Origin of the sequence: Planktothricoides raciborskii GIHE-MW2 (genome assembly GCF_040564635.1) — a bacterium.
Taxonomy (GTDB): Bacteria; Cyanobacteriota; Cyanobacteriia; order Cyanobacteriales; family Laspinemataceae; genus Planktothricoides; species Planktothricoides raciborskii.
The window spans coordinates 700,094-726,005 of record NZ_CP159837.1; the positions used below are offsets into that span (position 1 = coordinate 700,094).

The window sequence follows — 25,912 nt, forward strand, 5'->3', positions numbered from 1 at the left end:
GGTACTGTTGGTTTTTTCGTAGGGTGTGAAAGCGCGAAGCGTAACGCACCGCAGTTTTTTCCTTAGTTTTTTCCTGATCTGTTGCCGATATGTCAGCCAGATATCTGCTGCTACGTCTCTCTAGCTGCGTAAGGAAAGACGGATTTGTGCCGCTTGCCCCAGGAGGGATTCCGCAAACGCGATCGCCTCTCCCGCCGACTTGCCTCCGGCGAGTTGGGCTAGTTCTTCCCGTCGTTGATGATTGGCTAAGGGCTGAACCCGTACCACTGTCCGCTGTCCAGGATCGTTTTCTGGATTATCTGCTGAGTAATCTACGGAATCAGCGGTGATGATTTTTTTGTGGACATGGAAATGATGGTCAGCCATTGCCGCGACAATGGGTTGGTGGGTGACAAATAAGATTTGCTGCCGATAACTGAGTTGGTGCAGTTTTTCGGCGATCGCCTGGGCTACTCTGCCGGAAACTCCCACGTCGATTTCGTCAAAGACTAAGGTTGAGGATACCTCTACATCGATAAAACAAGCTTTTAGGGCCAAGAGAAAACGACTCATTTCACCCCCTGAGGCGGTTTCACTCAAGGGTTGCAAAGGTTCCCCCGGATTGGGACTAAATAAAAAGGTGATCCGATCGGCGCCGGTACTGGTAGGGGCGATCGGTGTAATCTCTACTTCAAAGCGGACTTTATCCATTGCCAAGGGTCGGAGTTCTTCTAGTAGGCGATCGCTCAGGTTTCTCGCCCCTACTCGACGCAAATCCGTTAACTGGTTACAACGATTTTTCAGTTCCATCTCAGCTTGTGCCGCTGCTTGCTCTAATTTTTCTAAAGAGTCTTCCCCACTGGTGATTTCCGCGAGTTCCCCTTGTATGCGATGGTAATAGGCGATCGCTTCTGGCAAGCTAGGGCCATACTTGCGGCAAATCTTTTTCAGTTCATTAATTCGCTGTTCCACTTCTTCGAGACGGTCGGGATCCGCTTCCAAACTAGCACTATAGCGACTCATTTGCCGCCCCGCTTCCACCACATCGGTTAAGGCTTCTTTAACTAAATCCAAAACCGATTGTAACTCTGGATCGTATTGCACCATGTCGGCGATCGTGGACTCCACTTGACCCAGGAGATCCGCTGCGGCTTCCGACCCGAGATCGTTTTGGTAAAGGGCTTGATAAACTTGATAACTTTGTTGTTGCAGTTCTACTACATGACTAAGCCGTTGCCGTTCTTGCTCAAGCTGCGACAACTCTTCGGGATCGGTCAAAGCCGCTTCACCGAGTTCTTTGACTTGATATTGCAGGACATCTAAGCGTTGTAAGCGTTGTTGTTCTGATTTTCGCCGGTTTTCTAAGGTTTCTTGACATTTGCTGTAGTGGGTAAATGCTTGAGCGACCGCTTGCCGTTGCTGGATTAAATCGGCGCCCCCAAAAGCATCCAGCCAGTCTCGTTGTTTGGCTGGTTGTCCCAGTTGTGTGGTTTGACCTTGGGCGGTAATTTCCACGAGGCGATCGCGCAATGAATCCATCATTTTTCGATTCACCAAAATGCCATTGAGTCGAGAACGACTCCGCATGGCCCCAGTTCGATTCATACTCAGATCCCGACTGGCTACCAGCCACTTGCCATCTAGGGGATCGATTTCTTGTTCTCGTAACCATTCCGCCACCAATGGTGTGACCGCAAAAGTCGCCTCCACAAGCGATCGCTCCGTACCTGTGCGAATCATGCGCCCGTTAACTTTCCCGGCTAACGCCACATCCACCGCATCTAAAATAATTGATTTACCAGCACCAGTTTCCCCAGTTAGGACATTAAGACCTTGACCAAATTCTAATTCCAGATGGTCAACTAAAGCAAAATTTTCAATTCGCAGGGAGAGCAACATTAGATTTTTATCTAAGAGTAAAGTTGTAATGTTTAAAAGTTATTATCGTTTTTTTTGTGTGATTATCCATTGATTTTTTGTGTTGTCTTGAAAATTTTTAATCTTGTTATAAAATATCGATATTATATAAACGCTGAATTCCAATTGATTTATCATATTTATTTTAGATTGATTATTGGCTTTTATATTTAATTGAGCAGCCGGGATTTTATTTATGTGATTTTTTAGCCCATTTTCATCAATAGCAAAACCCCGGATGCTCTAGGTACGACCATGATGCTTCTTAATTTTTAGATGAAAAAGCGATCCATCGCACCTATTATTTTCATATCCTTTCGTTAGACCTTAATTTTTCGCGATATTTTACGCTTCTTCCTCATCGGGACAAAACTCTAAACGGAGTTGAATTTTTCCTTTCCGCCATTGCTTACCCGGGCTAAGGACTTCGCAATCTATTCCTTCGGAAAATAGACTTTCTTCTTCTAATTTACTATGAATAATTGTCATAAATTCACTAACTTTGAACGTGCATTGAAACATTAAACTACTACCACTGGTAGAAATGACATCTCCTGCATGGAGAGCTTCAAATTTTTCCGCCATCACTATCTCCTTTATGGACTTATATGGACTTATTTTTACATCAGGGCTTTTGATGGTTATTGGTTATTCGTTATTCGTGATTTCCTTTTCCGGGCAAATAATCAATAACCAATAACCAATAACCAATAACAAGTATATAAAGTTTAGAAAAACCAACCGTAAGAGTGCAACCCTTTGCCCAAAAGATTGACCCCAAGATAGCAGATCCAAACGACCACAAAACCAGTGGCGGCTAAAATTGCCGGACGGCGACCTTGCCAACCCCGGGTAATCCGGGCATGAAGATAGGCGGCGAATACCAACCAGGTAATCAGCGCCCAAGTTTCTTTGGGATCCCAACTCCAGTAGGTGCCCCAAGCTTCATTGGCCCAAACTGCCCCGGCAATAATCCCAATGGTCAGCAGGGGAAATCCCAGACCAATGATCCGATAACTAATGTTATCCAGGGTTTCCGCAAGGCTGAGACGTTGCGGAGAGAGGGTGGTGGCTTCTTGGAATTGTCCGGCGGTTTTCACCTGCTTGGGTTCCAGGAGTGCCACGTTGGAGGAACTCCCAGGGCTGCCATTATTTTGGCTAAATCCGGCAACTTCGGCGGTGGTCATAGGGCTAAATTGATTGATGACTAAGGCGTCAGCCCCTAGTTGTAAGCGATTTTCTGAGTTGCGGTAGGCGCCGTTACCAATGGAACTGCCTCGGAGTTCCACCGCTTGTCCGCGAGTGACAATGAGGAAGGCGATCGCCAAGACCGCACCCACCATCAGGGTGGAATAACTCAGCATCATCACACTGACGTGCATCATCAGCCAGTTGGATTTGAGGGCGGGAACCAAGGGTTCTGCGGATTGCATTTGTGGCGGCAAGGTTAAAGCGGCAAAAGCGGTAATCCCCATTGCCACGGGTGCGGTAGCCACTCCCACCAACCGGCTGCGGCTCATATTTTCCGCAATCAAATGCATGGTGGTAATGCCCCAAGCCAGGAAAAAGAGCGATTCATACAAGTTACTCAAGGGAAAGTAACCGGCTTCGATCCAACGGGCACCGAGTAAGGTGGCCATGCAGAGGTTGGCGATCGCCATGCCACTGGTTCCCAAACCCCAGAGCAAAGGAATCCCCGGAAAGGCAGCACCCACCCAATAAAGCATCATAGTCACCAGCAATACGGCAAATGCTGCATTGTCCAGGTAATTCTGGAGTAATACCAGATTCATAAAAATTTCACCCCTTCAGTTATTTACCATTAATTTTCCAGTTCTTTCTATCAAAGCATAGTGGAAGCGTGAGAAACCCATTATCTTTATTTGTTATTTGTTATTTGTTATTTAATTAAAAATAGCAACAAGCAACAAGCAACAACAAATAAAGACTAATCTTTTGCCGGAGGCAATGGCCCCGGTGTGCCTGCGGTTTTCAGCCGGACAAAAATCTCATACTGGGCGGTTCGCGGACTGAGATTTGCTGCCGTGACCCCAATAGAACGAATACCGTTGACCATAGTTTTTTGGTCAGGAGGCAGTCTTAGCCAACTCGGAGGGTTTTGGTTAATGATACGTTCCACATCAATGAAGAATTGACCATTGTTCGGAGATAGCTGACTGGGAACCGCTTGTTGAAATTCCTGATTCATCCCCAGGGGATTGCTAGGTTTGGGGACAAATGTGGGACTCAGGGGCGCACCAAAGGTTAAAAACGCTAAATCACCATCAAGCCAGCCGTGAGTAACCTGTAAAGCACCATATTCTGAGGTCCAATTGACTATGGGTTCTTCGCCAATTTTTCCCGGTTCGACTTTAAAGTTATATTGCTCTGCCATCACCTGATCAAGCTGACGGAAAATATTTTCTCCTGCACGGCGATCGCTCGCTTTTACCATAAACACCAAGGCCGACTGAAACTTAGAGTCGTTGTTATTCTCACCAGCGGCGACTAACCCTAGAGCGAATTGTCCCGCCATCCAACTCAATAAATCTTTCTCTAAATCTAATTTAGTGGTGTTTTTAATCGCCGTGGGTAGCCAGTCAGGTTTCAGGGCTGCCAGGGGATTGGTTTGTGTTCCTTGGATATAGTCCTGCCATAACTGCTGTAAATTTTCCCCGGAAACCACCATTGAGGTTTCTGATGGTAGGCGGTTGAGGATGCTATCCCCGGGTTTGGGAATGGGATATTTGCGATCGCTATCAGCTTTTAGCCACGCGATACTCTGAAACCGGATTCCTTCTGGCTCGAGCATAACATTCGTCGCCATCCCCTGCTGTTGCTGCACAGAAGCTAAACTCTGGGGACTTACCGCCTGATCTAATTGCAAAGCAGTCACAGCGGCAGCGACAGGTATATTCACATAAAATTGAGCAAATGCTCTGGACTCGTCTAAATTAGCCCAAGCTTGTTTAACACCGGATCCCTCCCTCAGAGAACTTCCTTTTTTATAAGTGTCAATGGCGCGGTTAATCGCCTCCGAACTATTAGCGATCGCCAAATATTTGCCACCGATCACCGAGATCGAGTAATTTTCCGGAATTCGGTCAACGGTTTCTTTAATCTCAATTCCTTGATAAGTCCGGTCAACCCACTTCACTTGACCGACAGATTTCGGAGAGGCTAAAAATTGTTTAGCTTTGGCCGCATTAGCGATCGGCAACACCATCACCACCGACTGCGAGGCTAAAGTCCCTGGGGCGGTTGGTGGCGTCGATTCCTTTTCCTTTTCTGTCAAATTAAGACCCGGTGGCGGCAAAAAACCAATGGTGATTTCTCTGCCGACCCAAGGCTGCATATCTTCAACATAGTTATAGCCGTTGGCCGTTAAAAAGCGATCGCGCAGTTCGGTCAACTTCCCATCAAATATTTTTTGACTTTCTGGCGTACCAAACTGACGCAGCTTTGTCCATTGTCGCTCATCAGTCGTCACAGAAATCGCCATCAAAGTATTCTCAGGTAATAACTCACTTCCAAGCAAACCTTGGCTTTGGGATTGTTTGGAAGTAATCCCCCAAAATGTGGCAATTCCTCCAATCAGCACCAGGGTAGCGGCCCCGGTGGCAATCATTATATTTCGTTTATCTTGTGAAATCATCACTTTCATTCTCGGTTCAGGCTCACTTGCACTGATCAAATAGCTTTGCTTTATGTTCTCAGGGATCGCATCCTTAAATCATGGCCGTCAGCTTGTTGACATGGAAATCATCCGCCGATCTACCGGCTTATATAAGGTATCTCGTTGTTGAGGCTGACGACCAATCGAGGCGATCGCAGCTTGTAAAGTTTCTGGTTCCAGACAAGTCCCGCCAACTGCCCCGGCCATCGTTGTAATATGTTCTTCCATCAAAGTGCCGCCAATATCATTACACCCCCAATTCAGCGCTTCGGTTGCCCCCGCTAAACCCAGTTTCACCCAACTGGGCTGATGATTGGGAATCCAATCACCCAGAAACATTCGGGCAACCGCCGTCAAATGCAAGGTATCGGCCAAAACAGGCTGGTCACGGCCAACCCGACGACGCAACGGCGCCGGGGCTTCCCTACCGACCCCGTCCCCACCGACAAAAGGCAGCAAGATAAATTCCGTAATCCGCGCCGGGTAATTTCTTTCTATTGCCGTTTTTTGGAGCGATCGCAACTGGGCCAAATGGTTAACTTGCTGTTCTGGGGTTTCAATATGTCCACAAAGCATCGTACTGGTAGTGGGCATTCCCAAGCGATGGGCTGTACACACAATCTCTAACCAAGTCTGGCTATTCAACTTTTCAGGACAAATCACCTGTCTGATGCGATCGTCCAGCACCTCTGCCGCAGTTCCTGGCATCGAACCCGCCCCCGCATCCGCCAAAGCGCCAATCACCTGCTCATAAGTCAAACCATCCTCCCTAGCAATAAACTGCACTTCCTGGGGGGAAAAAGCGTGAAGATGTAAATCAGGAAAGCGATTTTTAATCGTTTGGACTAACTTGATGTAATAAGGTAAACAGGCGCCGCCAACCTTCGCTGCCGGATTCAACCCTCCTTGCATACAGATTTCCGTTGCCCCTCGCCTGACCCCTTCTGCCGCCTTTTGCTCGATTTGTTCCCAATCTAGCCAAAAAGCCCCCGCTGCACCGGCATCCCGCCGAAACGCACAAAAGCTACAATGTTGTTCACAAATATTGGTAAAATTAATATTCCGATTAATCACATAAGTCACCACATCTCCAACTTGCTGGCGTCTTAGTTGATTAGCCGTTTCTTGAATCATCAAGCGCACATCTGGATTCGTTACCTTGAGCAGTTGCACTGCTGCGGCCTCAGATAACTCATTACCAGCCAGTATCTTCTCAAGAAGTTGCTCAACAGTTATAGTAGTCACAGATCGCAATTAGGTGTAAGTCACTGGTTCTATTTTGACATTTTTTGGGTAAATTAATCTAACAGTTATTTATCTTTTTTTATTCCTTAGCCCATCAGTAAATCAACGACTTTTCAACGTTTCCTGATTTGTGAAAATCGGTGATCGGCCAAGTCGGAAGGGGCTGAGAAAAGATAAAAGATAAAAGAGAGGCTCTTTCCTCTCTCCTCTTGCCTCTCTCCTTCCGTTAGGGTTTACTAAATTCATCTATCTTATGATTCAGCGGAAACATCCAATCCGAGAGGTTGAATTGACTTCGGGGGCGATCGCTTATATAAAATAAAAATTTCACATTTATAGAACTTGCAATCGCCAATCATCGTCAATTATCAGAAATCATCAGAAATCATCCTCAAGATTTGTTTGCACAAAAAATGGAACCAGCAAAAATGGCCGCTCAAGCATCTAACAATCAAGAATCTAACACTCAAGAATCTAACACGAGAGCCGCTCATCAGCCTCCCAAAATCTCCGTGGTTGTTCCCATTTACAATGAAGTAGACAGCATCCCCCGACTAATTGATGCCATATCCTCCACCCTCAAACCGACGAACATCACTTATGAAATTATTTGTGTGGATGATGGCTCAAAAGATGGCTCTAGAAAGCTTCTCAAAGAAATTGCCGAACAAAGAACCGATCTCCGAGCGGTTCTTTTACGTCGCAACTATGGGCAAACTCCAGCAATGGCGGCTGGGTTTGAATATGCTAGAGGGGAAATTATTGTCACAATGGATGGGGATTTGCAAAATGATCCCACAGATATTCCCAGAGCGATCGCCAAACTAGAAGAAGGATATGATTTAGTCAGTGGTTGGCGGCAAAAAAGACAAGATGATGCGTTAACGAGACTCTTGCCTTCCAAAATTGCCAACTGGCTAATTGGGCAAGTCACTGGCGTTCAATTACATGACTATGGCTGCTCGCTAAAAGCTTATCGCAGTGAAATTGTTAGCGATCTTAACCTTTACGGGGAATTGCATCGGTTTTTGCCCGTATTAGCATTTATTGAAGGTGCCAGAATTACGGAAATTCCTGTATTACATCATGCGCGACAGTATGGAACCAGCAAGTATGGACTCAGCCGAACTTTCCGGGTCATCATGGATTTAATGACCATCTTTTTTATGAAGAAGTTTTTAACCCGACCCATGCACGTTTTTGGCTTGTTTGGCATTATATCCATGTTTTTGGGTACGGCATTAGGTATGTATTTAACTTTCCTAAAACTGGGTTTAGGACAAGCAATTGGCCAACGACCTTTGCTGATGTTGGCCGTGCTTTTATTGCTGACCGGAGTGCAGTTATTTTGTTTTGGAATATTATCAGAATTGATGATGCGAACTTACCATGAATCGCAAAACCGTCCGATTTACCGAGTTCGAGAAGTAGTTGATTCAAAGGTTCACCCCGATTTGACAAAAACTGAGTAAAATTTTAAGCTAGTAGCTATTAGCGATCAGCTATCACTAAGAACCTACTCGTGATTTAAATTCGCATAATCCCTATGAATTGGCTATTAGTAAATTATAGTTAAAAGAAGTCCCTGATAAGTTTAGATGTGGGACTTCTTTTTATCTGGGTGAAAATATAGACACTGAGAATTGTTTCAAGCAATTTAATCCAGTAATCATCTATTGTACGGTCAAGGTATAGCGTCCCCGTCCCCGATTATTTACCGTATTGGCTAAAATTCGATATTTGCCAGTGGTGGGTAAAGTAATCAGAATCGTAGAATTGGTGGTTTGAGAATTTCTATCGTCATTTTCTTCTAGGGCTCGACCGTCGGGACCGATTAAGACCAAATAAGTATCAAAATCATCACTATCCATGTTAATCGTGATTGTTTGACCGGCACGACCTTCAAATTGATAATCATCATATAAACTGCCATCAGAAGGGATAACCGCATCACCCACTGTGAGTTCTTCTTCTACTCGCAAAATCCACTGGTTGCCAATGGTGTTCGCTGATAAACGGTATGTGCCAAATTCTTGCCCTTGAGCCGAATTTGCCAGTAAAGTATAAGTTCCATTTTCCGGTAATGTCACCCGTATTTTGGCATTGCGGTTCTGCCCTCCATCATCGTCTTGAGCCAGTTCTTGTCCGGTGGTATCGAGTAAGATTAAATAGCTATCAATCTCATTACTACTCATTTCCAGAATTACTTCTTGACCCGCTTTGCCTTCAAATGTATAAATATCAAAAAAGCTACTATCGACTGGTAAAACATTCGCATCTTGGCTCAGGCTTCTTTCAATCGGTGACTGATTGAGGACTAAGGTTTCCGCCGGTCTCAAATTCCGTCGCTGTGGCCGACGCTGGGTAATTGCCGGGGCAGTTCCCTCTCGCACGGCGGTTAAAAAAGGTTGAATCCGGTCAGTAGAAATGGCAAAGCCAATGCCAATATTCCCTGTATTTTCTCTGGTGGTAAAAATAGCCGTATTTACGCCAATTAATTCACCGCGAGAATTAAGTAATGGCCCGCCAGAGTTGCCCGGATTAATTGCGGCGTCGGTTTGAATTAAACCTCTTTGTGGATCAATTCGGCTAATAATTCCGATGGTAAAGGTTCCCTGAAGACCGAAGGGATTGCCGATCGCAAATGCTCGTTGTCCCACTCTCACTGAATTGGGACTGGCAATAGGAATTGTAGGCAGATTATTTTGATCGCGAATTTTCAGCACCGCTAGGTCTAAGCCATGGTCAGCGACGGCAATAATGTCCGCTCTAAACCGTTGGCGATCGGCCATCACCACAGTGACAACATTAGTTCTAGCACTGGCAATAACGTGAGCATTGGTTAATACCAAGCCATCTGGGGTAATAATAGTACCACTGCCTCGCGATCCACTGACGGAAATAGAAACCACCGCCGGACTGGCTTTTTCATAAACCTGTATGTTTGTGTCTTCATCACCATTTTGAGCATGAGCAGGCAGGAGGCGAAACGGATCCGTCAAGGGGATCGCACCTGTTGTAATTGCTGCCGCTAACATTACAGATGTTGTGAAACGTAAAATCTGAGAATGGGAAGTCATAACTAAATGATGAAAAGTGTTTAATTTTGCCGACGATCAGCACGAATCTGTCGTTCCATACTTGTTTGTTGTTCGTTATTTGTTATTTGTTATTGGCTATTTGTTGTTTGTTGGGTAGGGATTCTTTGTTTGTTGGGTAGGGATTCTTTGGTTGTTGGTTGTTGGGTAGGGATTCTTTAGTTGTTGGTTGTTGGTTGTTTGTTGTTTGTTGGTTATTAATTCGCCCCTCTGCTCCTCCGCCTCTCCGCCGATGGCGGCCTCCTCCCCCCGCCGATGGCGGCCTCCTCCCCCCGCCGATGGCGGCCTCCTCCGCCGATGGCGGCCACCTCCGCCCCTCCGCCGATGGCGGCCACCTCTGCACCTCTGCACCTCTGCACCTCTGCCGATGGCGGCCACCCGATCGCGGCCTCACCACCACCAGCCGCTCACCGAGGATCCATTGGCACATTTAAAGGTTTGCCGGATTGGTCGTAGACTAAAATATCCCATTGGCCATTGGCACTGGATTCAAAGGCAATGGTACTGCCATCGGCACTAATGGTAGGATGACGAACTTGGGCAGGGAGGTTAGCAGTAAGATTTCTCAATTGACGAGTTTCTCGATCGTACAAATAAATGTCGGTGTTGTCTTGTTGAATGCGAGTAAACACAATATAACGTCCGTCTTGAGAAATCCCTGGGTCTGAGGCGATCGCATCCAAACTATTTAACCCGGGCAAATCAATCAAACGCCGACTTAACCCATCAAACAGATAAATATCTTGGCGTCCTAATCGGTCAGAGGCAAATACAATATAACGTCCAGCAACTTGAGGGCTAAGTTCATCAAACTGCGAATTTAACCCCCGTCCTCCAGTATCAAAGGGAAAACTAAGCATCCGGGGATAAATAGTGCAACTACTTAAAATCGTCGCGATCGCGGGGGGAAGAAGGAATTTAAGGACTTTGGCGATTTTCATGGCGTCCAAGGGGCTTCAGGTGCTTCAGGGGCAGGGGCGAACCAACAACAAATAACAAATAACAAATAACAAGGTTATGGGGTCAAAGATGGGGCAAGGGGTACACCATCGAGTAAATCTAATTCTATGTTTGGGCCTCGGTCAATTACCCCAATATCCCACTGACCGCGTAACCCATTTTCAAACACAATATAGCGACCATCGGGACTAATCCGAGGGTTGCGGATACTGCCTTGGTAGGCTTCGTAAATAATTCTAGATTGCCGAATTAAGCGATCGTAAACCACGATCGCCGGTCTCCCTTGGTCATTGGTGAGATAACTAATATAACGGGCGGTATTACTAACACTAGGCCGAGAAGCGATCGCCTCTGGTTGATTTAAACCGGGCAACTCTACAAATTGTCGCTGTTGTAAATCATACAACCAAACATTATGACTCCCACTGCGATTAGAAACAAACGCTAAAAAACGACCATCCGCACTCAAAGCCGGATGTTGTTCTGTCGCCCGACTATTTAAAGAAGTTGGGTCAATCGGCACAGTAGTAGAAGTACAGCCACCCATCAACGCCGCGAGACTTACCGTGAAGCTGACAGTCAGCCAATACCGGATTTTCTGGATCACACGAAATTTTTTCACGTTCAGGTTAGACTATCAATAATAGAACCGAACGACATCGGCTTATTGGTTTGTAACTTCAATTGATATAAACTTTAAGCCCTTGATTAATTAACCTGTGGTCAATTTTGGCTCAATTTTGCTTGATAATTTCAAGATGATTTGAAGATGATTTCAATATGATGGTAAAAATAGAAACTGGGGAAATTTTTCGTTAATTTCGAGCGCACTTATCACCATAATTTTTGCAGCCCATACCAACCAAATGCTCAAAAGATAAACATAGTTGGCAAAATTATCGTTGGCAAAATTATCATTGGCTGATGACTTTTTCCGGTTTTTTCCCCAAGTTTCTTAACCCAAACCTATTTAGGCGATCGCCTAGTTACGTATCAAACTGTCCAGCATTATCATCCTCATCATCCCGTTGTGGATCGATGGGCTGATAATCCACATAATCCGTGGGGGTCGGATCGAGATCATCTTCAAAATCCCGCCGATTCGTTGGGGGTTCTTCCGCAGGACTAGGCTTTCGGCGTCTCGACGGATCTTCTGGTCTGGGACTGGCAGTAGTAGAAGCGCGACGGGAATAATAGGAAGCGTCATCGGTTTCCACAGAAGCTTGCCATTGCTCAGTTCTCGGATTCATAGAAGGATCTGATGGAGGCCGACGGCGGGGCTGACGATCCGAGTTAGTCGGGCGATCGTAGTCACCACTAGGGCGTCTACTGCTGCTAGGGCGGCTTGAAGATCGTCTAGGTAGATCATCTTCATAATATGAACTTCGAGACGGACGAGACTCTTGGGTCCCTCGGATGCGACGCCGAGTAATCGCCAACTCAGCATCGTAGGGTTCAATTTGATCCAATTCCGCATCGACTCGGTAAACATCGCTCACCGGACGGCGTTCATCAACGATTGGCGCTTGTCGTCTAGCTTGGGCAGTCGTCACCCCCCGTAAACGAATATTTTCAAAAGCAAAGAAAATCGCCGATCCACCGAGCAGAATTTGCCCGAACTGCATAATCGGATCGAAGCGCCATCCGTAAAAGAACAAAATCCCGCCACAGAGTAAAGCCACCGCCGCAAAAAACAGATCGTAATCTCGCGAGAGTTCTGGGCGCCAAGACCTGACGGCGTACAGCCCTACCCCGCCGATCGCCAGGGCAATGCCCACAATACTCGCTAAGTTAAGACTAAAATTTACCATTGTTTTTCTCCTTTACTTGTCCTATGTTAGCGAGTGCCAGTTCAAATCAGAAATCCTTTCATAAATCCCTAGCCTGATGCTGACAATTGCATCAGGTTTACGGAAAAATCGAGAAAACCTCAGACTAGGAGGCTTTGGGCAATAGAGCATAATGGCGCTTCCCAAAGAATCTAGCTGAGGCTTCTAAAGGTTTTGCCCGATTTAAAACCGGCGCTCAATTTTATCTTTTTGGCTGAGGAAGATTAAGGCAATGGTTGCGGGGATTACCACAATCACAGTACCCCAAAGCAGACTCCAGAAAAAATTGGCCAATGAAGGTGTCATAGTTATTGATTCCTTAAGAGAACGATTGATTTTTTTCAATTTTAGTTGAATGTTGCTCTGTTGAGAAGTTTATCGTACAGGACTTACGCCTGGATTAAAATCATATATTTTATGTTATTTTTTATCTGTTATCTGTTATTTTTAAATTCGGCGGGGGAGCGGAGGAGCTTCTGGTGCTGAGGAGACAAAGCCCCCGTGCTCGATGGGCGACTCGATTGGCGGCTCCCCATCCCTCCGGATCGCTTGCTCCCAAATAACCAATAACAAGTAATTAATAAGTAATAAAAAATAAATCATATTAATCAAAGCCTGATTTTGGTAATATTATTTTTAACAAAACTTAAAAGCTGCGGAAAAAAACGATGACACCTGTAACAATAACTGGCTTAATCCTGGGAATTTTATTCGCCCTGATGACTCTATTATTTATTTTTCGGATTGTGTTAACTTGGTATCCTCAAATTGATTTAAATCAGTTTCCTTTTAGTTTGGTGGCTTGGCCAACGGAACCTTTTTTAGCGCCAACTAGAAAAATTATTCCCCCTTTAGGCGGTGTGGATATTAGTCCAGTGATTTGGGTGGGAATTTTTAGCTTGTTACGAGAAATGCTGGTTGGTCAACAAGGGCTGATTACGATGATGCATTAAATGCATTAATAAGAATTACCCATTAACTATACCTAGGAGTTGGTGGGCAATGCCCACCAACTCCTAGGTATAGTTTGATTAGCCAATATTGGCGGTGGCGTAATTTATGATAAAAATTTAACCAGATATATTTCTGATAATCTTGATAGATATAACCTAAAATAAATATATGCTAAAAAATTACATTACAGCGGTTTTGTGAATTAATCAAGGCTCGAAAAAACTGTAGAGGCAATTCGCGAATTGCCTCTACATAACATAATAAATAATAAATAAATAAATAAATCAATAAATAATAAATTAATTTATTATTTATTGGTTATTAAAATGACAATATTTGGGAAAAATATTGAAATATTTTAATCTATTGGCGTTATAAACCTTACATTGTGGCCTGCAAAAACATGGATGGCAATGAAAATAAAATTATTTATTGTAAAAAAAATCAATAAAAAGGGTTTTAGATTTATTATAAGATCCTTTTTATTGATTGTGATGCTTTTTCTGCCAAGATGTTAACTCTTATTCATCATGTTTTCCACAAAGTTGGTGTAAACTTCCCCAGCTAAGAAATCTGGCTCTTCGAGGATTTTTTGATGAAATGTAATGGTTGTGGGTAATCCCGTGATGGCGCATTCTCTTAAGGCGCGTTTCATCCGTTTAATTGCCGCAGGGCGATCGGGACCCCAGACAATTAGTTTAGCAATTAAAGAGTCATAATAAGGGGGGATTTCATAGTCGGTGTAAACGTGAGAATCCCAACGGACTCCTGGCCCTCCCGGTGGTAAAAAGCCGGTGATTCTTCCGGGATGAGGGCGGAAGTTGCGATCGGGATCTTCGGCGTTAATCCGACATTCGATCGCATGACCTGTCAGGTTTACTTGGTCTTGGGTGACTTGTAATTTTTCCCCTTGGGCAACGCGAATTTGCTCGGCAATTAAATCAAATCCAGAAATTACTTCTGTAACCGGGTGTTCTACTTGAATCCGAGTATTCATTTCCATGAAATAAAAATGACCGGAACTATCTAAGAGAAATTCCACCGTACCGGCGCCGGTATAACCAATGGATTTGGCTGCTAATACCGCCGCCCGACCCATTTTTTGCCGTAATTTTGGCGTTAACGCTGGACTAGGGGATTCTTCTAAGAGTTTTTGATGTCGGCGTTGAATGGAACAGTCCCGTTCACCCAGGTGTATGACATTGCCGTAGTTGTCAGCGAGGATTTGAAATTCAATATGACGAGGGCGATCGATAAATTTTTCCATATAAAGCCCAGGATTACCAAAAGCGGCTTGGGCTTCCCCTTGGGCAGCGGCAAATAACTTACCGAGTTCATCGGCAGACTTGACCAAACGCATCCCCCGACCACCCCCCCCAGCGGTGGCTTTCAGCATCACAGGATAACCAATTTCTCTCGCGAGTTCTTCGGCTTCGGCCATATCCGTCAGCAATCCCTGACTACCGGGAACTGTGGGAACTCCGGCTTTTTGCATGGTTTTCTTTGCCGTGGATTTATCCCCCATTGCCAGAATTGCTTCAGGAGTAGGGCCAATAAAGGCAATTTGGTGATCCGCGCAAATTTCCGCAAACCGAGCATTTTCCGCTAAAAAGCCATAGCCCGGGTGAATCGCCGAGGCGTTATGGGTTAAGGCGGCGGCAATAATATTGGGAATATTGAGATAACTTTTACTACTGGGTGCTTCACCGATACAAACCGCTTCATCCGCCAATTGAACATGGAGCGCTTGACGGTCAATAGTGGAATGAACAGCAACCGTAGCAATTCCCATTTCCTCACAACTGCGAAGAATACGAAGCGCGATTTCCCCTCGATTGGCGATAAGAATTTTGTCAAATTTCATTTATTCACTGTCCCCTCGCTCATAATGTCAAACTGATTATCGTATCATGGCAGGGGAGCGGGGGAGCGGATGGTGCGGATGGTGCGGGGGAGTGGAGGGGCAGGGAAGGCGTTTACGGATAACTAATATTTTTTTCAGATTTTTTTCAGAAAAAGTCTTGCGTTGTCTTGAGTGAATGTGATATATTAGTTAAGCCATGCGGATATGGTGGAACTGGTAGACACGCACGCTTGAGGGGCGTGTGGGGAGACCCTTGCGAGTTCGAGTCTCGCTATCCGCATAATCCCTAAAGCTTTATACATAAGGCTTTAGGGATTTTTTTTCTGTGTATTTGATCTGGTTGGACGTAGGGGGAATTTTTTCATGTTCGATTTGTATGGCGATGGGATTCTATGGCGATGGGAAATGTTCTTTAATAAGAGATGACAGATAACAGATATTTAATAAAATTAATTGCCGAAAGATGATAGGATGTGCCATTGGCAGTAGGTAATTTGGGCAAGGGGAAAATGCCAAAAATTTGGGAATTAGATTTTTATTCTCGACCGATTTTAGATGAGAACGGTAAGAAAGTCTGGGAAGTGCTTTTGTGTGAAACTCCGGTGGTGATTTCACAAGATGCTCCTTTATTTCGGTTTAGTAAGTTTTGTCCGAGTACCGAGGTGAATTCGATTTGGCTGCAAGGGGCGATCGCAGAGGCGATCGCGGCTGCTCCGATTCCACCCACAGCGATTCGCTTTTTCCGGCAGCAGATGAAAAATATGATTACCAAGTCTTGTCAAGATTTGGGCATTGATGCGGTGCCGTCTCGCCGGACGATCGCGCTGCAAGGGTGGCTGGAAGAACGCATGGCACAAGTTTATCCTCAAGATCCAAATTACCAAGCGGCAGCACCGACGGCATCGGTGCGAATGGAGTCAGCCCCGGCATCTCTGCTACCGGATGCTTTGTTGGGCGAAAAATGGGCTTTTGTGAGTTTGGCGGTAAGTGATTTCGCCGATTTAAATGAATGGGATATTGGGTTTGGGGAGGTTTTCCCAATTTTAGGGGAAAAAAGTTTGGTGCCGGAGTTGACCCCTGAAAGTCGCATTCCGGGAGTGATTATTTTTTCTTCACGGGCGACGGCTTTGGCTGCGTGGATGTCTGGCTTAGATTTGGCCTTTTTGTCCATACAGCAAGAACGACCAGCCCGATTATTCCTGGAAACTGGAGGGTGCGATCGCTGGATTTTAGCGAATATTGTCAATGCTCAAACTCTGTCGGAAGCCCAGGGATTTTTGGCGGCTAAGGAAAAAGCCCAGCAAGTGCATTTTCTGGCGGTTCAATCTAATCCAGAGTCGGCATCTTTTGCGGGATTTTGGCTGTTAAAGCAAATTAAACTGCCTTAATTTGGTGCGTTACGGCAGGCTGGTGAATTTTGTTGATAGTTCATAAATAAATTTGTAAATAAATTTGTAAATAAATTTGTTTGGCCTGCCAAACGCACCCTCCCTCTACTATCTCTACATAAAGCGTGGCGATTCGTGATTAATTAATCATCGGTTTTATAAGTGGTTTGGTACTCCCAAGGAAATAGGAGAAGTCATGGGGTCTGGTAGTTTACATTCGGAAGAACTGGCGATCGCTTTACTAGAACTGGCGCAACGGTCGGGGGCTGAAGCCGCCGAGGTTTTACAGTCTCGATCGCACTGTAGCCCGGTGTTTTTCGAGGCCAACCGGCTGAAAGAATTGCAAAGTTCTGAGTCAGAAGGGACAGCCTTACGAGTTTGGCGCAATAGTCGTCCGGGTATTGCGGTGGCTTATGGCCCAGTCAACCCACAAGTGTTAGTGGATCGGGCTTTGAGTCTGAGTGAACTGAATCAACCGGAAACTATTGAACTGACTCAGGGAACCACGATCGCTTATGCGGATGATGGTAAAGCGGTGCTGGTGGAACAGTTACTCAGTTGGGGGAAAGAGGCGATCCTGCGAGTCCGAGAAGTTTACCCCGATGTCCTCTGTACCGTTGATTGTGACTGTGAATTAGAAAGCACTCGTTTAATTAACTCTCTCGGTTTAGATGTTCGTCACCAAGATACAACCCTCCACTTTGCTATGTCTGTGGACTGGGTGCGCGGCGATGATTTTTTAACCGCCAGCGATGGTATTTCCACACGGGGTGATTTAGATCCCCAGGCGATCGCCAATCAGATTATCCAACGCTTAGACTGGGCACAAGAGAATGTCGAACCTTGTAGCGGACGGGTGCCGATTTTATTTACCTCTAAAGCGGCAGATATGTTGTGGGGGACGTTGCACGCGGCGTTAAATGGCAAACGAGTGCTCGAGGGTTCCTCTCCCTGGAGTGAATACAAGGGCACCCAGGTGACTCACGAGGCAATTACCATTTCCCAAGAACCGGATATCGGCCCATTTAGTTGTCCTTTTGATGATGAGGGCACGCCAACTCAGCATCTTGTGTTTATTCAAGATGGGGTATTGCAAAATTTTTATTGCGATCGCACCACGGGCAGACTACTGGGTCAACAGACTACGGGCAATGGGTTTCGCCCTGGGTTGGGCAGTTATCCCACCCCCGGTCTATTTAATTGGTTAGTGAAACCAGGCGATCGCTCTTTCATGGATTTAATCGCCGAACTTGAAGATGGCATCATTGTGGATCAAATCCTCGGCGGTGGTGCAGGTATTTCTGGGGATTTTTCTATCAATGTGGACTTAGGCTATCGGGTGAAAAAAGGCCAAATCATTGGCCGAGTCAAAGACACAATGGTAGCAGGAAATGTCTACACCGCTTTAAAGCAATTGATGCAACTGGGTGCTGACGCGGAATGGAATGGGTCTTGTTACACCCCTTCATTAATTGTCGGCGGTTTATCAGTCACCGGGCGGCAACTATAAAGTTATTGGTAGGAGCGCCAGTAGGGGCGAGAAAGCTTTCTCGCCCCGATTTTTTATTTTTTGATGATTGGTTACTGATGATTGCATGGCTGGGGCAAGCTTCTTTATTCGTTATTGGTGATTAGTTATTTACCCTAAATAACTAATCACCAATAACGAATAAATAATCAAAATAATTAACAATTCTTAATTGTTTTGAGGAATTTTCGGGCAATTTAGTAATATTACTTAGTCTATTCGGCCAATTACTTAAAGAAGTGTAACAGTTCTTGACAAAGTAGGGAGACTCGGTAACGCTCGGTGATAACATTCGATGAAAATTGCGTAAAAATTTTTGGCAAGCGAGAACCATCTATGGCAGAAACCCTGACAGGACAACCTCCAAAGTTCGGTGGCAGCACCGGCGGCTTGTTGAGCAAAGCAACCCGTGAAGAAAAATATGCAATCACTTGGACTAGCAAAAAAGAACAAGTGTTTGAAATGCCCACAGGCGGCGCGGCAATTATGAATGAAGGGGAAAACCTTCTTTATGTCGCCCGTAAAGAGCACGCTTTGGCTTTGGGTACTCAATTGCGTACCAAATTCAAGCCCAAAATCGAGGATTACAAAATCTATCGGATTTATCCCAGTGGAGAAACCGAGTATCTCCATCCCAAGGATGGCGTGTTCCCCGAAAAAGTGAACGAAGGTCGTCCCTATGTAGGTAAGATCGATCGCAAGATTGGCAACAATCCCGAACCTGCCACACTGAAGTTCAGCGGCAAAAATCCTTACGACGCCTAGTTGTTTGGCCGATCGCCTAGTTCTACTGACAAATCCTTTGTCATAAACCGTGGGAAGGTAGCACAGTTGTGCTACCTTCCTTATTGTTATGCCGTCGTTATGCCGTCAATAACTAATAACTAATAAATAATAAATAATAAATAATAAATAATAAATAATAAATAATAAATAATAAATAACAAATAATAGCTAATAACTAATAACTAATATTCTCCGTTACCTGTCAAATTATGATTTTTCCTGAATTTTCCGAATTCTCTCATCTAGCCACACAAGGTAATTTTGTGCCGGTGTATCAAGAGTGGGTGGCAGATTTGGATACCCCAGTTTCTGCTTGGTATAAGGTTTGTGCCGGTCAGCCCTACAGCTTTCTGTTGGAATCCGTCGAAGGTGGCGAAAAAATTGGCCGCTATAGTTTTTTAGGTTGCGATCCTTTGTGGATTTTATCCGCCAAAGGCAATCAAACGACGAAAACTTATCGGGGTGGTAAGGAGGAAATCTTTTCCGGGGATCCGTTTGTGGTGCTGACTGACTGCCTGAAATCGATCGCCCCTGTGAAGTTACCCCAGTTACCCCCTGGAGTTGGTGGTTTGTTTGGCTTTTGGGGATATGAACTGATTCGGTGGATGGAACCCAGAGTCCCGGTTGATCCAGCCCAAGAGAATGATTTACCTGATGGGTTGTGGATGCAGGTAGATAATTTGTTGATTTTTGACCAAGTGAAGCGGAAAATTTGGGCGATCGCCTTCGCGGATTTACGGGATCCAGCGGTATCCCTCCAGGAAGCTTATCAACAAGCGTGCGATCGGGTGAAAACTCTGGTCAATAAATTGCAAATGCCCCTCTCTACGGAGGACACGGTGCTAGAGTGGAAACCCCCCCGGAGTCAGGGAAATCCGTCTTCCCCAGGGGAAGCGGACTATCTCTATACCAGCAATATCTCCAAAGAGCAATTCTGTCAAAATGTCCTAAAAGCCAAAGACTACATCAAAGCAGGGGATATTTTCCAAGTAGTAATTTCCCAGCGGCTATCAACGGAATTCAGCGGCGATCCGTTTGCCCTCTATCGTTCTTTGCGCTTAATTAATCCTTCCCCGTACATGGGATATTTTCACTTCAAAGATTGGCAAATTATTGGCTCATCCCCGGAAGTGATGGTAAAAGCCGAAAATGCACCGGGCAAAGGTAAAATAGCTTCCCTGCGTCCGATCGCGGGCACCCGACCACGGGGGCAAACTCCCCAGGAAGATGCGGCATTAGCGGAAGACTTACTCCAAGACCCCAAGGAAATTGCCGAGCACGTCATGTTAGTAGACTTGGGGCGCAATGACCTGGGACGAGTCTGCGTGAAAGGGTCGGTGAAAGTTGATGAATTAATGGTGATTGAGCGTTATTCTCATGTCATGCATATTGTGAGTAACGTAGTCGGACAGCTTGAAGAGAGTAAAACCGCATGGGATTTACTCAAAGCCTGTTTTCCAGCGGGAACCGTCAGCGGCGCCCCCAAAATTCGAGCCATGGAAATTATCAATGAGTTAGAACCTTGTCGTCGGGGTCCTTATTCTGGGGTTTATGGCTATTACGATTTTGAGGGTCAACTGAATACGGCGATCGCCATTAGAACGATGGTCGTCCGGGCAAACGACCAAGGCAAACTCACCGTATCGGTGCAAGCGGGGGCTGGTTTAGTTGCGGACTCTGACCCAGAGAAAGAATACGAAGAAACCCTCAATAAAGCCAGAGGGTTACTTGAAGCGATTCGCTGTCTAGTTCGTTAACTTAACTGATTCTGATGCGGATTCTGAGGCTAAAGTCTCGTCACTTCCTGACGGGCTTTTTGGTCTCGCTGCGCGATGGCGGGTTTCATAATCACTGCTTTATAAGGAATTACCCCAGTGTGTTCGCTGCCCAACTCCTGGGCGGCTCCCAGGGACAAATCCAATGTGCGGGGCGGAATGTATGGGCCGCGATCGTTAATCCGCACAATCACTGACTTACCATTATCTAAGTTTGTCACCTTTAAATAGGTATCAAACGGCAACGAAGGATGAGCCGCCGTTAAGTCATACTGGTTGTAAGTTTCTCCATTCGCCGTCAAACGACCGTGGAAATAAGGCCCATACCAAGATGCTAAACCCGTGAGAATTTCTTTACTTTCCTGTAACCCGTACATCTGAGATTGGGAATTAGCCAAGGTCAAGGGTGGAGCAGCCAGGGCTTGACGGAGATTATTAATCCAATTCAAAGCTAACTGTTTTGGGCGATCGTTTAATTGTTCCGCCAAGGTTTCCGAGACAATCAATAACACCTCTGAACCAACTTGAATTGCTGGTTGGTTATGGACTATCGTGGCCTCGATCTGCTGTGGATCAAAATTAGGATCTTGCAACAATTGTTGAAGTTGTAAGCCAAGTACATGGGCAGAAATTGGGTCAGGCAGTTTGCCAACTAAACATCCACCAACCCAAATTTCATAAAAAGAATCCAGAGAATCCATGAATTGATAGTTGGGGCTGGTGGGATATGATCGCACCACCTGCACCAGGGTCGCTGTCGCTGTCGCTTTGGCAGGGGTAGTTCCGGGGATGGGCAAAATTTCATCCATCCATTGCAACATGGTTTGAGTCGGATTGTCCGAGTCACGGTTGTGAGAAATTAGTTGCCCGGAATTCGCCGCCTGGGTGTCCGTCAACCATATGGGCAAAAATGATGAGAATTGGGTTTTGGTTTTAATCGGGTCAGGTCGTTGACAAACTTGGCTTTTGCTTGATTTTTTTGAGAGGAAAGATTGCAACAATGGCTTAATCAAACCCTCATGCAACTGCAAATCGCTGGACATTTGACCGGATGATTTTCGGCGCTGCTTATGGGACTGTCCCCGTTTCTGAGCCGAATTATGAGCCGAATTATGATCCGAATTATATGCAACTAATAAAACATTAGCCGCATAAGAGTTATGCCCCGATTCAGCCGCCATTAATACAGGGTTACTCGATGAGAAAAAATCAAGTAACCAAGAAGTGAGCCAAACAATTCCTAGATATTCCATAATGAAAGAATGAACGATGACTGTCTACCCATAGGCAGACTAAGAAATTCGTAATAGATTACACGCTGATGCCAAAATAATCAAATGTGTGGGGATCAAAGTGGAAGCGACTAAAAAATGAGTCAACCCATTGATCCCAAGCACAAACTTAATTATACTCATCATAATTTTTGAGGCTCTATGAATTCATTAGAATTTTTTATCGTTGATGTATTTGCGGAGACTAAATATAGCGGCAATCAACTGGCTGTATTCCCCCGCGCTGGTCAAATTTCCCCGGAAATAATGCAACGAATAACCAAGGAAATTAATTATTCAGAAACCACGTTTATCACCCATCACGAGGCGATCAATGGGGGATATAATGTTCGCATTTTTACCCCTGCCCAAGAGGTTACCTTTGCCGGACATCCGACTTTGGGAACGGCTTATATTATTCAACGCGAATTAATTAAGGCTCCGGTGGCTCAGGTGAATTTAAATCTGCTAGTTGGTCAAATTACTGTGACATTTGCCTATCAAGATGGCCAAGTGAGTTGCTTACAAATGCAACAAAAGCCGCCGAAATTTGGACAAGTCATCGACCCTGGGGCTTTGGCAGAAGTATTGAATTTAGAGGGTTCTGAAATTGACGTTCGCGGTAGCGGTGCGGAACACTATCGCTTTCCTTGCCAAGAAGTGTCTACGGGAATTCCATTTATCATTGTGCCGTTGAAAAATCACCAAGCATTAAAACGCGCAAAAGTCAATAGAGATAAATATTTTAAATTAATTGAAACGACAGACGCGAAATGTATTTTCATCTTTTGCCCGGAAACCAATCATCCGCAAAATCATTTAAGTGGACGGATGTTTGGGGATTATTTGGGAGTACCGGAAGATCCAGCCACGGGTAGTGCGAATGGCTGTTTGGCGGGGTATTTGGTGAAGTATCGCTATTTTGGGGAAGATAATATTGATGTGCGGGTAGAGCAGGGATATGAAATCGATCGCCCGTCTCTGCTATTTTTGCAAGCATACCCGCAAGCAAACGGGGAAATTGCTGTGTTTGTGGGCGGTTCGGTGCAATTGGTGGCGAAAGGAGAATTTCTCTAATTATTCTCTAATTATTCTCTAATTATTATGATGGATGAAGTTTTAAAACAATGGCTGCGATCGCCCCTGAATTATGGATGGTTCACTTGATATTTATTTGCGTCACCAGGTGAACTAATTCTGGCAAAATCAGGGATGCCATCGCCAGTTTGACTGCCCCTGAAGAACCGGGAAGGGAAAAAATTAATTTAGATTGATAGACTCCGGCGATCGCCCGTGAAGCGATCGCCCGTGAGCCAATTTCTTGATAACTTAACCAGCGAAACACCTCTCCAAAACCGGGTAGGGTTTTTTCTAACAGAGAGGCGATCACATCGTAAGTTGTATCCCTGGGAGCAATTCCGGTGCCACCATTAAAAATCAATGCATCTAAATCCGGACGCTGGCACCACTGTATAAGTTTACCTTGAATCTGATCTGGTTCATCTGGCAGAATTTGGTAAGCGTTAACCCGATGACCGGCATCGCCGAGCAACTGCTGAATTAGCTGACCACTGCGATCGGTTTCTACGGTGCGCGTATCACTGACGGTAATCACCGCACATTTCACAGTGATGGGGTCTGAGTCGGGATGAGGAACTTTTGACATTGATTTAAAACGGTGGCGATCGCGATTACGGATGAGTAATTTTACCAAAAAAAACTATGACTTATTCAAGCCTAATCCATGATCCTCGGCGTAGCGTTCCATAAACCGCATAAACCGATCCCACTCTGCCGCAGATTTCATAATATGAAGGGCTTCAATGCCGACTGGTTCACCATTGACGAATTTCGCCTTCACATCTCGGCAAGTAATTTCCCCTTCTTCATCCACCAGATACATCCCCGTAATTTCATTCAGATTATCTTTATCCAAAGCCTTGGGGCGATCGAAAAAAAAGGTAGCGGTGCTATTGTTGCCACTGCGAGAGCGAGTCAAACGCACATCTGGCACCACTTCTTCGTCAACTCCCCTGGAAAATTGAATTGTCGCCATAAGCTGTTAACTTTTGTAAACGATTAATGATTTTTATTCTCGCATTAATTAGAACCCGATACAAATCTGATCGGTTGTTCTTGGTTGTTGGTTGTTGGTTGTTGGTTGTTGGTTGTTGGTTGTTGGTTGTTGGTTCTTGGTTGTTGGTTGTTGGTTCTTAGACTGTTATAATGTTTTATCTGTTATCTGTTATTTGCAGAATATAAAAACTCTCCTGGGGAAAAAAGCACTACCTTTGCTCTGGATGCAAGGACTCAGAGGCGATCAGGCCAAATTGATTAATCCGGTGAATTAGCTGATATAAGCGACCAAAATCCCGCCGGTTAAAATGCAATACCAAACGGGGCAGCTTTTCCGTCTCATCTCCTTGTTCGGCGGGCAATGCGGCACTTTTAGTAATTGCTCCACTCAGCAAAATATCGCTAAAATCCGCATTAAGTTCTGCCACCGTAGCATCGGACAGTTCACATTTGAGCCGCAACACAAACTGCTCGTCTACATAACGACTGGAGTGATAAACCTGATAAAAGTTGGCGATCACCTGACAAGCTTCATCCACATTATCGGTAATCGTGTAGAGACTCGAATCGTCAGGGCTAATCAAACCCCTTTGGGCTAAGTTCTTCGTAATATAGGCTTGCCAGTCTTGCCAGTAGTGTCCTCCGGGTGGATCGATCAGCACCAGAGGGGCAGGGCCAAAGCGACCATTTTGGGTCAGGGTCAAGGTTTCAAACGCCTCATCCAGGGTGCCAAAGCCACCGGGAAACAGCGCGATCGCATCACTTTCCTTGAGAAAAAATAACTTACGAGTGAAAAAATACTTAAAATTAATCAGTTTCTCATTTTCGGCAATAAACGGATTGGCGCTTTGTTCATGGGGCAACTGAATATTCAGACCAAAAGAACAGTGAGTTCCAGCCCCTTCATTTCCCGCTTGCATAATCCCGCCACCGGCGCCGGTCATCACCATAAAGCCCAATTCCGTGACTTTACGGGCAAACTCAAAGGCCATCCGATATTCTGGACTATCTGCGGCTAATCGGGCTGAACCAAAAATGGTCACTTTTCTGACATGGCGATAAGGCTGAAACACCTCAAAGCCTTGCTGCATATCTTGCAACGCAGCACTGAGAATTTTCCAGTCCAAACGTGAAATCTTGTCACCTTCAGCGACCAGAGCCAAAATCGTCGCCAGCGATCGAGAAATCCATTTCTGATACGGCAAGTCAGGGAGTTGCTCTAACAACTGATCAACCTGTGCATCAAGAGAAAAAGAGGAAGAAGAATTAAAAGAAGCCATAAGAGGGTTGGCAGCGGGAGGACAGTCGGCAAATTGAGTTGGCAATTCTAAAGAGAACATTAGAGAACATTAACATTGCCGCTGTTTAGCTAAGAAGTTTTTTTCAAAAAAAGAAACCCCGCACCAGGGTCTGCCCGGACGGGTTTTTCCTTGCGGAGCAAGCTGAAACTCATCGACGCCAAAGGGAGCAACATCCCGGATTGGGTCAGGTAGGGGTTTTGTTAATTCAACCCATACCTGACCCAACCCGACCCAAAGACGATCCAAAGCGTTCAGCTTGTTTTGG

Annotated in this window: 22 protein-coding genes and 1 tRNA gene; 8 read left to right on the top strand and 15 right to left on the bottom strand. The window is 45.3% G+C overall.

The window, feature by feature from the left end:
• Positions 1 to 120 precede the first annotated feature (120 nt).
• From recN to cofH, 5 genes are all read right to left on the bottom strand, one after another.
• Positions 121 to 1,878, bottom strand: coding sequence for a DNA repair protein RecN (gene recN, locus ABWT76_RS02770; protein WP_054468331.1), 1,758 nt, complete (start codon positions 1,876 to 1,878; stop codon positions 121 to 123).
• 363 nt (positions 1,879 to 2,241) lie between these two features.
• Entirely contained in the window at positions 2,242 to 2,481 is a 240-nt protein-coding gene (locus tag ABWT76_RS02775) for a KGK domain-containing protein (protein WP_054468333.1), read from the bottom strand.
• A gap of 143 nt (positions 2,482 to 2,624) precedes the next feature.
• Entirely contained in the window at positions 2,625 to 3,689 is a 1,065-nt protein-coding gene (ccsB, locus tag ABWT76_RS02780) for a c-type cytochrome biogenesis protein CcsB (RefSeq protein WP_054468335.1), read from the bottom strand.
• Between the two features lie 155 nt (positions 3,690 to 3,844).
• Positions 3,845 to 5,551, bottom strand: a complete 1,707-nt coding sequence (locus ABWT76_RS02785) for a DUF3352 domain-containing protein (RefSeq protein ID WP_072160859.1) — start codon at positions 5,549 to 5,551, stop codon at positions 3,845 to 3,847.
• Positions 5,552 to 5,638: 87 nt separating this feature from the next.
• Positions 5,639 to 6,817 (bottom strand): 7,8-didemethyl-8-hydroxy-5-deazariboflavin synthase subunit CofH, encoded by a 1,179-nt coding sequence (gene cofH / locus ABWT76_RS02790; RefSeq protein WP_054468339.1) that lies wholly within the window; start codon positions 6,815 to 6,817, stop codon positions 5,639 to 5,641.
• A 413-nt stretch (positions 6,818 to 7,230) separates the two neighbouring features.
• On the opposite strand from cofH, the gene ABWT76_RS02795 reads away from it, so the two are divergent.
• Positions 7,231 to 8,289 carry a glycosyltransferase family 2 protein gene (locus ABWT76_RS02795; RefSeq protein ID WP_156331911.1) on the top strand — a complete coding sequence of 353 codons (1,059 nt, stop codon included), beginning with the start codon at positions 7,231 to 7,233 and terminating at the stop codon, positions 8,287 to 8,289.
• A gap of 201 nt (positions 8,290 to 8,490) precedes the next feature.
• Here the strand turns inward: ABWT76_RS02795 and ABWT76_RS02800 are convergent, their stop codons facing one another.
• From ABWT76_RS02800 to psbX, 5 genes are all read right to left on the bottom strand, one after another.
• Complete coding sequence (locus ABWT76_RS02800; protein WP_354635608.1) at positions 8,491 to 9,897, bottom strand: trypsin-like peptidase domain-containing protein; 1,407 nt, start codon at positions 9,895 to 9,897, stop codon at positions 8,491 to 8,493.
• A 425-nt stretch (positions 9,898 to 10,322) separates the two neighbouring features.
• The gene (locus ABWT76_RS02805) at positions 10,323 to 10,856 is read right to left on the bottom strand and encodes a TolB family protein (protein WP_054468344.1); all 534 of its coding nucleotides are present in this window, start codon (positions 10,854 to 10,856) and stop codon (positions 10,323 to 10,325) included.
• Positions 10,857 to 10,930: 74 nt separating this feature from the next.
• On the bottom strand, positions 10,931 to 11,482 hold the full coding sequence (locus ABWT76_RS02810; RefSeq protein WP_313890619.1) for a hypothetical protein: 552 nt from the start codon (positions 11,480 to 11,482) through the stop codon (positions 10,931 to 10,933).
• Between the two features lie 379 nt (positions 11,483 to 11,861).
• Entirely contained in the window at positions 11,862 to 12,686 is an 825-nt protein-coding gene (locus tag ABWT76_RS02815) for a Ycf66 family protein (RefSeq protein ID WP_054468346.1), read from the bottom strand.
• Positions 12,687 to 12,887: 201 nt separating this feature from the next.
• Positions 12,888 to 13,010, bottom strand: a complete 123-nt coding sequence (gene psbX, locus ABWT76_RS02820) for a photosystem II reaction center X protein (RefSeq protein ID WP_054468348.1) — start codon at positions 13,008 to 13,010, stop codon at positions 12,888 to 12,890.
• A 362-nt stretch (positions 13,011 to 13,372) separates the two neighbouring features.
• Between psbX and ABWT76_RS02825 the strand changes: the two genes are divergently transcribed.
• Positions 13,373 to 13,657, top strand: a complete 285-nt coding sequence (locus tag ABWT76_RS02825) for a YggT family protein (RefSeq protein ID WP_054468350.1) — start codon at positions 13,373 to 13,375, stop codon at positions 13,655 to 13,657.
• Between the two features lie 515 nt (positions 13,658 to 14,172).
• On the opposite strand, the gene accC is transcribed toward ABWT76_RS02825, so the two are convergent.
• Positions 14,173 to 15,522 carry an acetyl-CoA carboxylase biotin carboxylase subunit gene (gene accC, locus ABWT76_RS02830; protein WP_054468352.1) on the bottom strand — a complete coding sequence of 450 codons (1,350 nt, stop codon included), beginning with the start codon at positions 15,520 to 15,522 and terminating at the stop codon, positions 14,173 to 14,175.
• 198 nt (positions 15,523 to 15,720) lie between these two features.
• Here accC and ABWT76_RS02835 point away from each other — a divergent pair.
• The 5 genes from ABWT76_RS02835 to trpE all read left to right on the top strand — a co-directional run bounded on the left by ABWT76_RS02835 (position 15,721) and on the right by trpE (position 20,981).
• Positions 15,721 to 15,802, top strand: a tRNA-Leu gene (locus ABWT76_RS02835).
• A gap of 229 nt (positions 15,803 to 16,031) precedes the next feature.
• Positions 16,032 to 16,910, top strand: a complete 879-nt coding sequence (locus ABWT76_RS02840; protein WP_054468355.1) for a Tab2/Atab2 family RNA-binding protein — start codon at positions 16,032 to 16,034, stop codon at positions 16,908 to 16,910.
• A 196-nt stretch (positions 16,911 to 17,106) separates the two neighbouring features.
• Positions 17,107 to 18,420: a TldD/PmbA family protein gene (locus tag ABWT76_RS02845; RefSeq protein ID WP_054468358.1), complete on the top strand. Its 1,314-nt coding sequence runs from the start codon at positions 17,107 to 17,109 to the stop codon at positions 18,418 to 18,420.
• A gap of 354 nt (positions 18,421 to 18,774) precedes the next feature.
• Positions 18,775 to 19,203 (top strand): photosystem I reaction center subunit II PsaD, encoded by a 429-nt coding sequence (locus ABWT76_RS02850; RefSeq protein WP_054468360.1) that lies wholly within the window; start codon positions 18,775 to 18,777, stop codon positions 19,201 to 19,203.
• Positions 19,204 to 19,433: 230 nt separating this feature from the next.
• Positions 19,434 to 20,981, top strand: coding sequence for an anthranilate synthase component I (gene trpE / locus ABWT76_RS02855; RefSeq protein WP_190878637.1), 1,548 nt, complete (start codon positions 19,434 to 19,436; stop codon positions 20,979 to 20,981).
• Positions 20,982 to 21,010: 29 nt separating this feature from the next.
• Here trpE and ABWT76_RS02860 read toward each other — a convergent pair whose 3' ends face one another.
• Complete coding sequence (locus ABWT76_RS02860) at positions 21,011 to 22,252, bottom strand: septal ring lytic transglycosylase RlpA family protein (protein WP_082348958.1); 1,242 nt, start codon at positions 22,250 to 22,252, stop codon at positions 21,011 to 21,013.
• Positions 22,253 to 22,432: 180 nt separating this feature from the next.
• Between ABWT76_RS02860 and ABWT76_RS02865 the strand changes: the two genes are divergently transcribed.
• On the top strand, positions 22,433 to 23,347 hold the full coding sequence (locus ABWT76_RS02865; protein WP_190878635.1) for a PhzF family phenazine biosynthesis protein: 915 nt from the start codon (positions 22,433 to 22,435) through the stop codon (positions 23,345 to 23,347).
• Between the two features lie 82 nt (positions 23,348 to 23,429).
• Here ABWT76_RS02865 and ABWT76_RS02870 read toward each other — a convergent pair whose 3' ends face one another.
• From ABWT76_RS02870 to ABWT76_RS02885, 3 genes are all read right to left on the bottom strand, one after another.
• A complete protein-coding gene (locus ABWT76_RS02870; RefSeq protein ID WP_054468369.1) occupies positions 23,430 to 23,936 on the bottom strand; it encodes a molybdenum cofactor biosynthesis protein B in 507 nt (168 codons plus the stop codon).
• A gap of 54 nt (positions 23,937 to 23,990) precedes the next feature.
• Complete coding sequence (gene psb28 / locus ABWT76_RS02875) at positions 23,991 to 24,326, bottom strand: photosystem II reaction center protein Psb28 (protein WP_054468371.1); 336 nt, start codon at positions 24,324 to 24,326, stop codon at positions 23,991 to 23,993.
• A gap of 229 nt (positions 24,327 to 24,555) precedes the next feature.
• Positions 24,556 to 25,626, bottom strand: coding sequence for an LOG family protein (locus ABWT76_RS02885; RefSeq protein WP_054468419.1), 1,071 nt, complete (start codon positions 25,624 to 25,626; stop codon positions 24,556 to 24,558).
• Positions 25,627 to 25,912 lie beyond the last annotated feature (286 nt).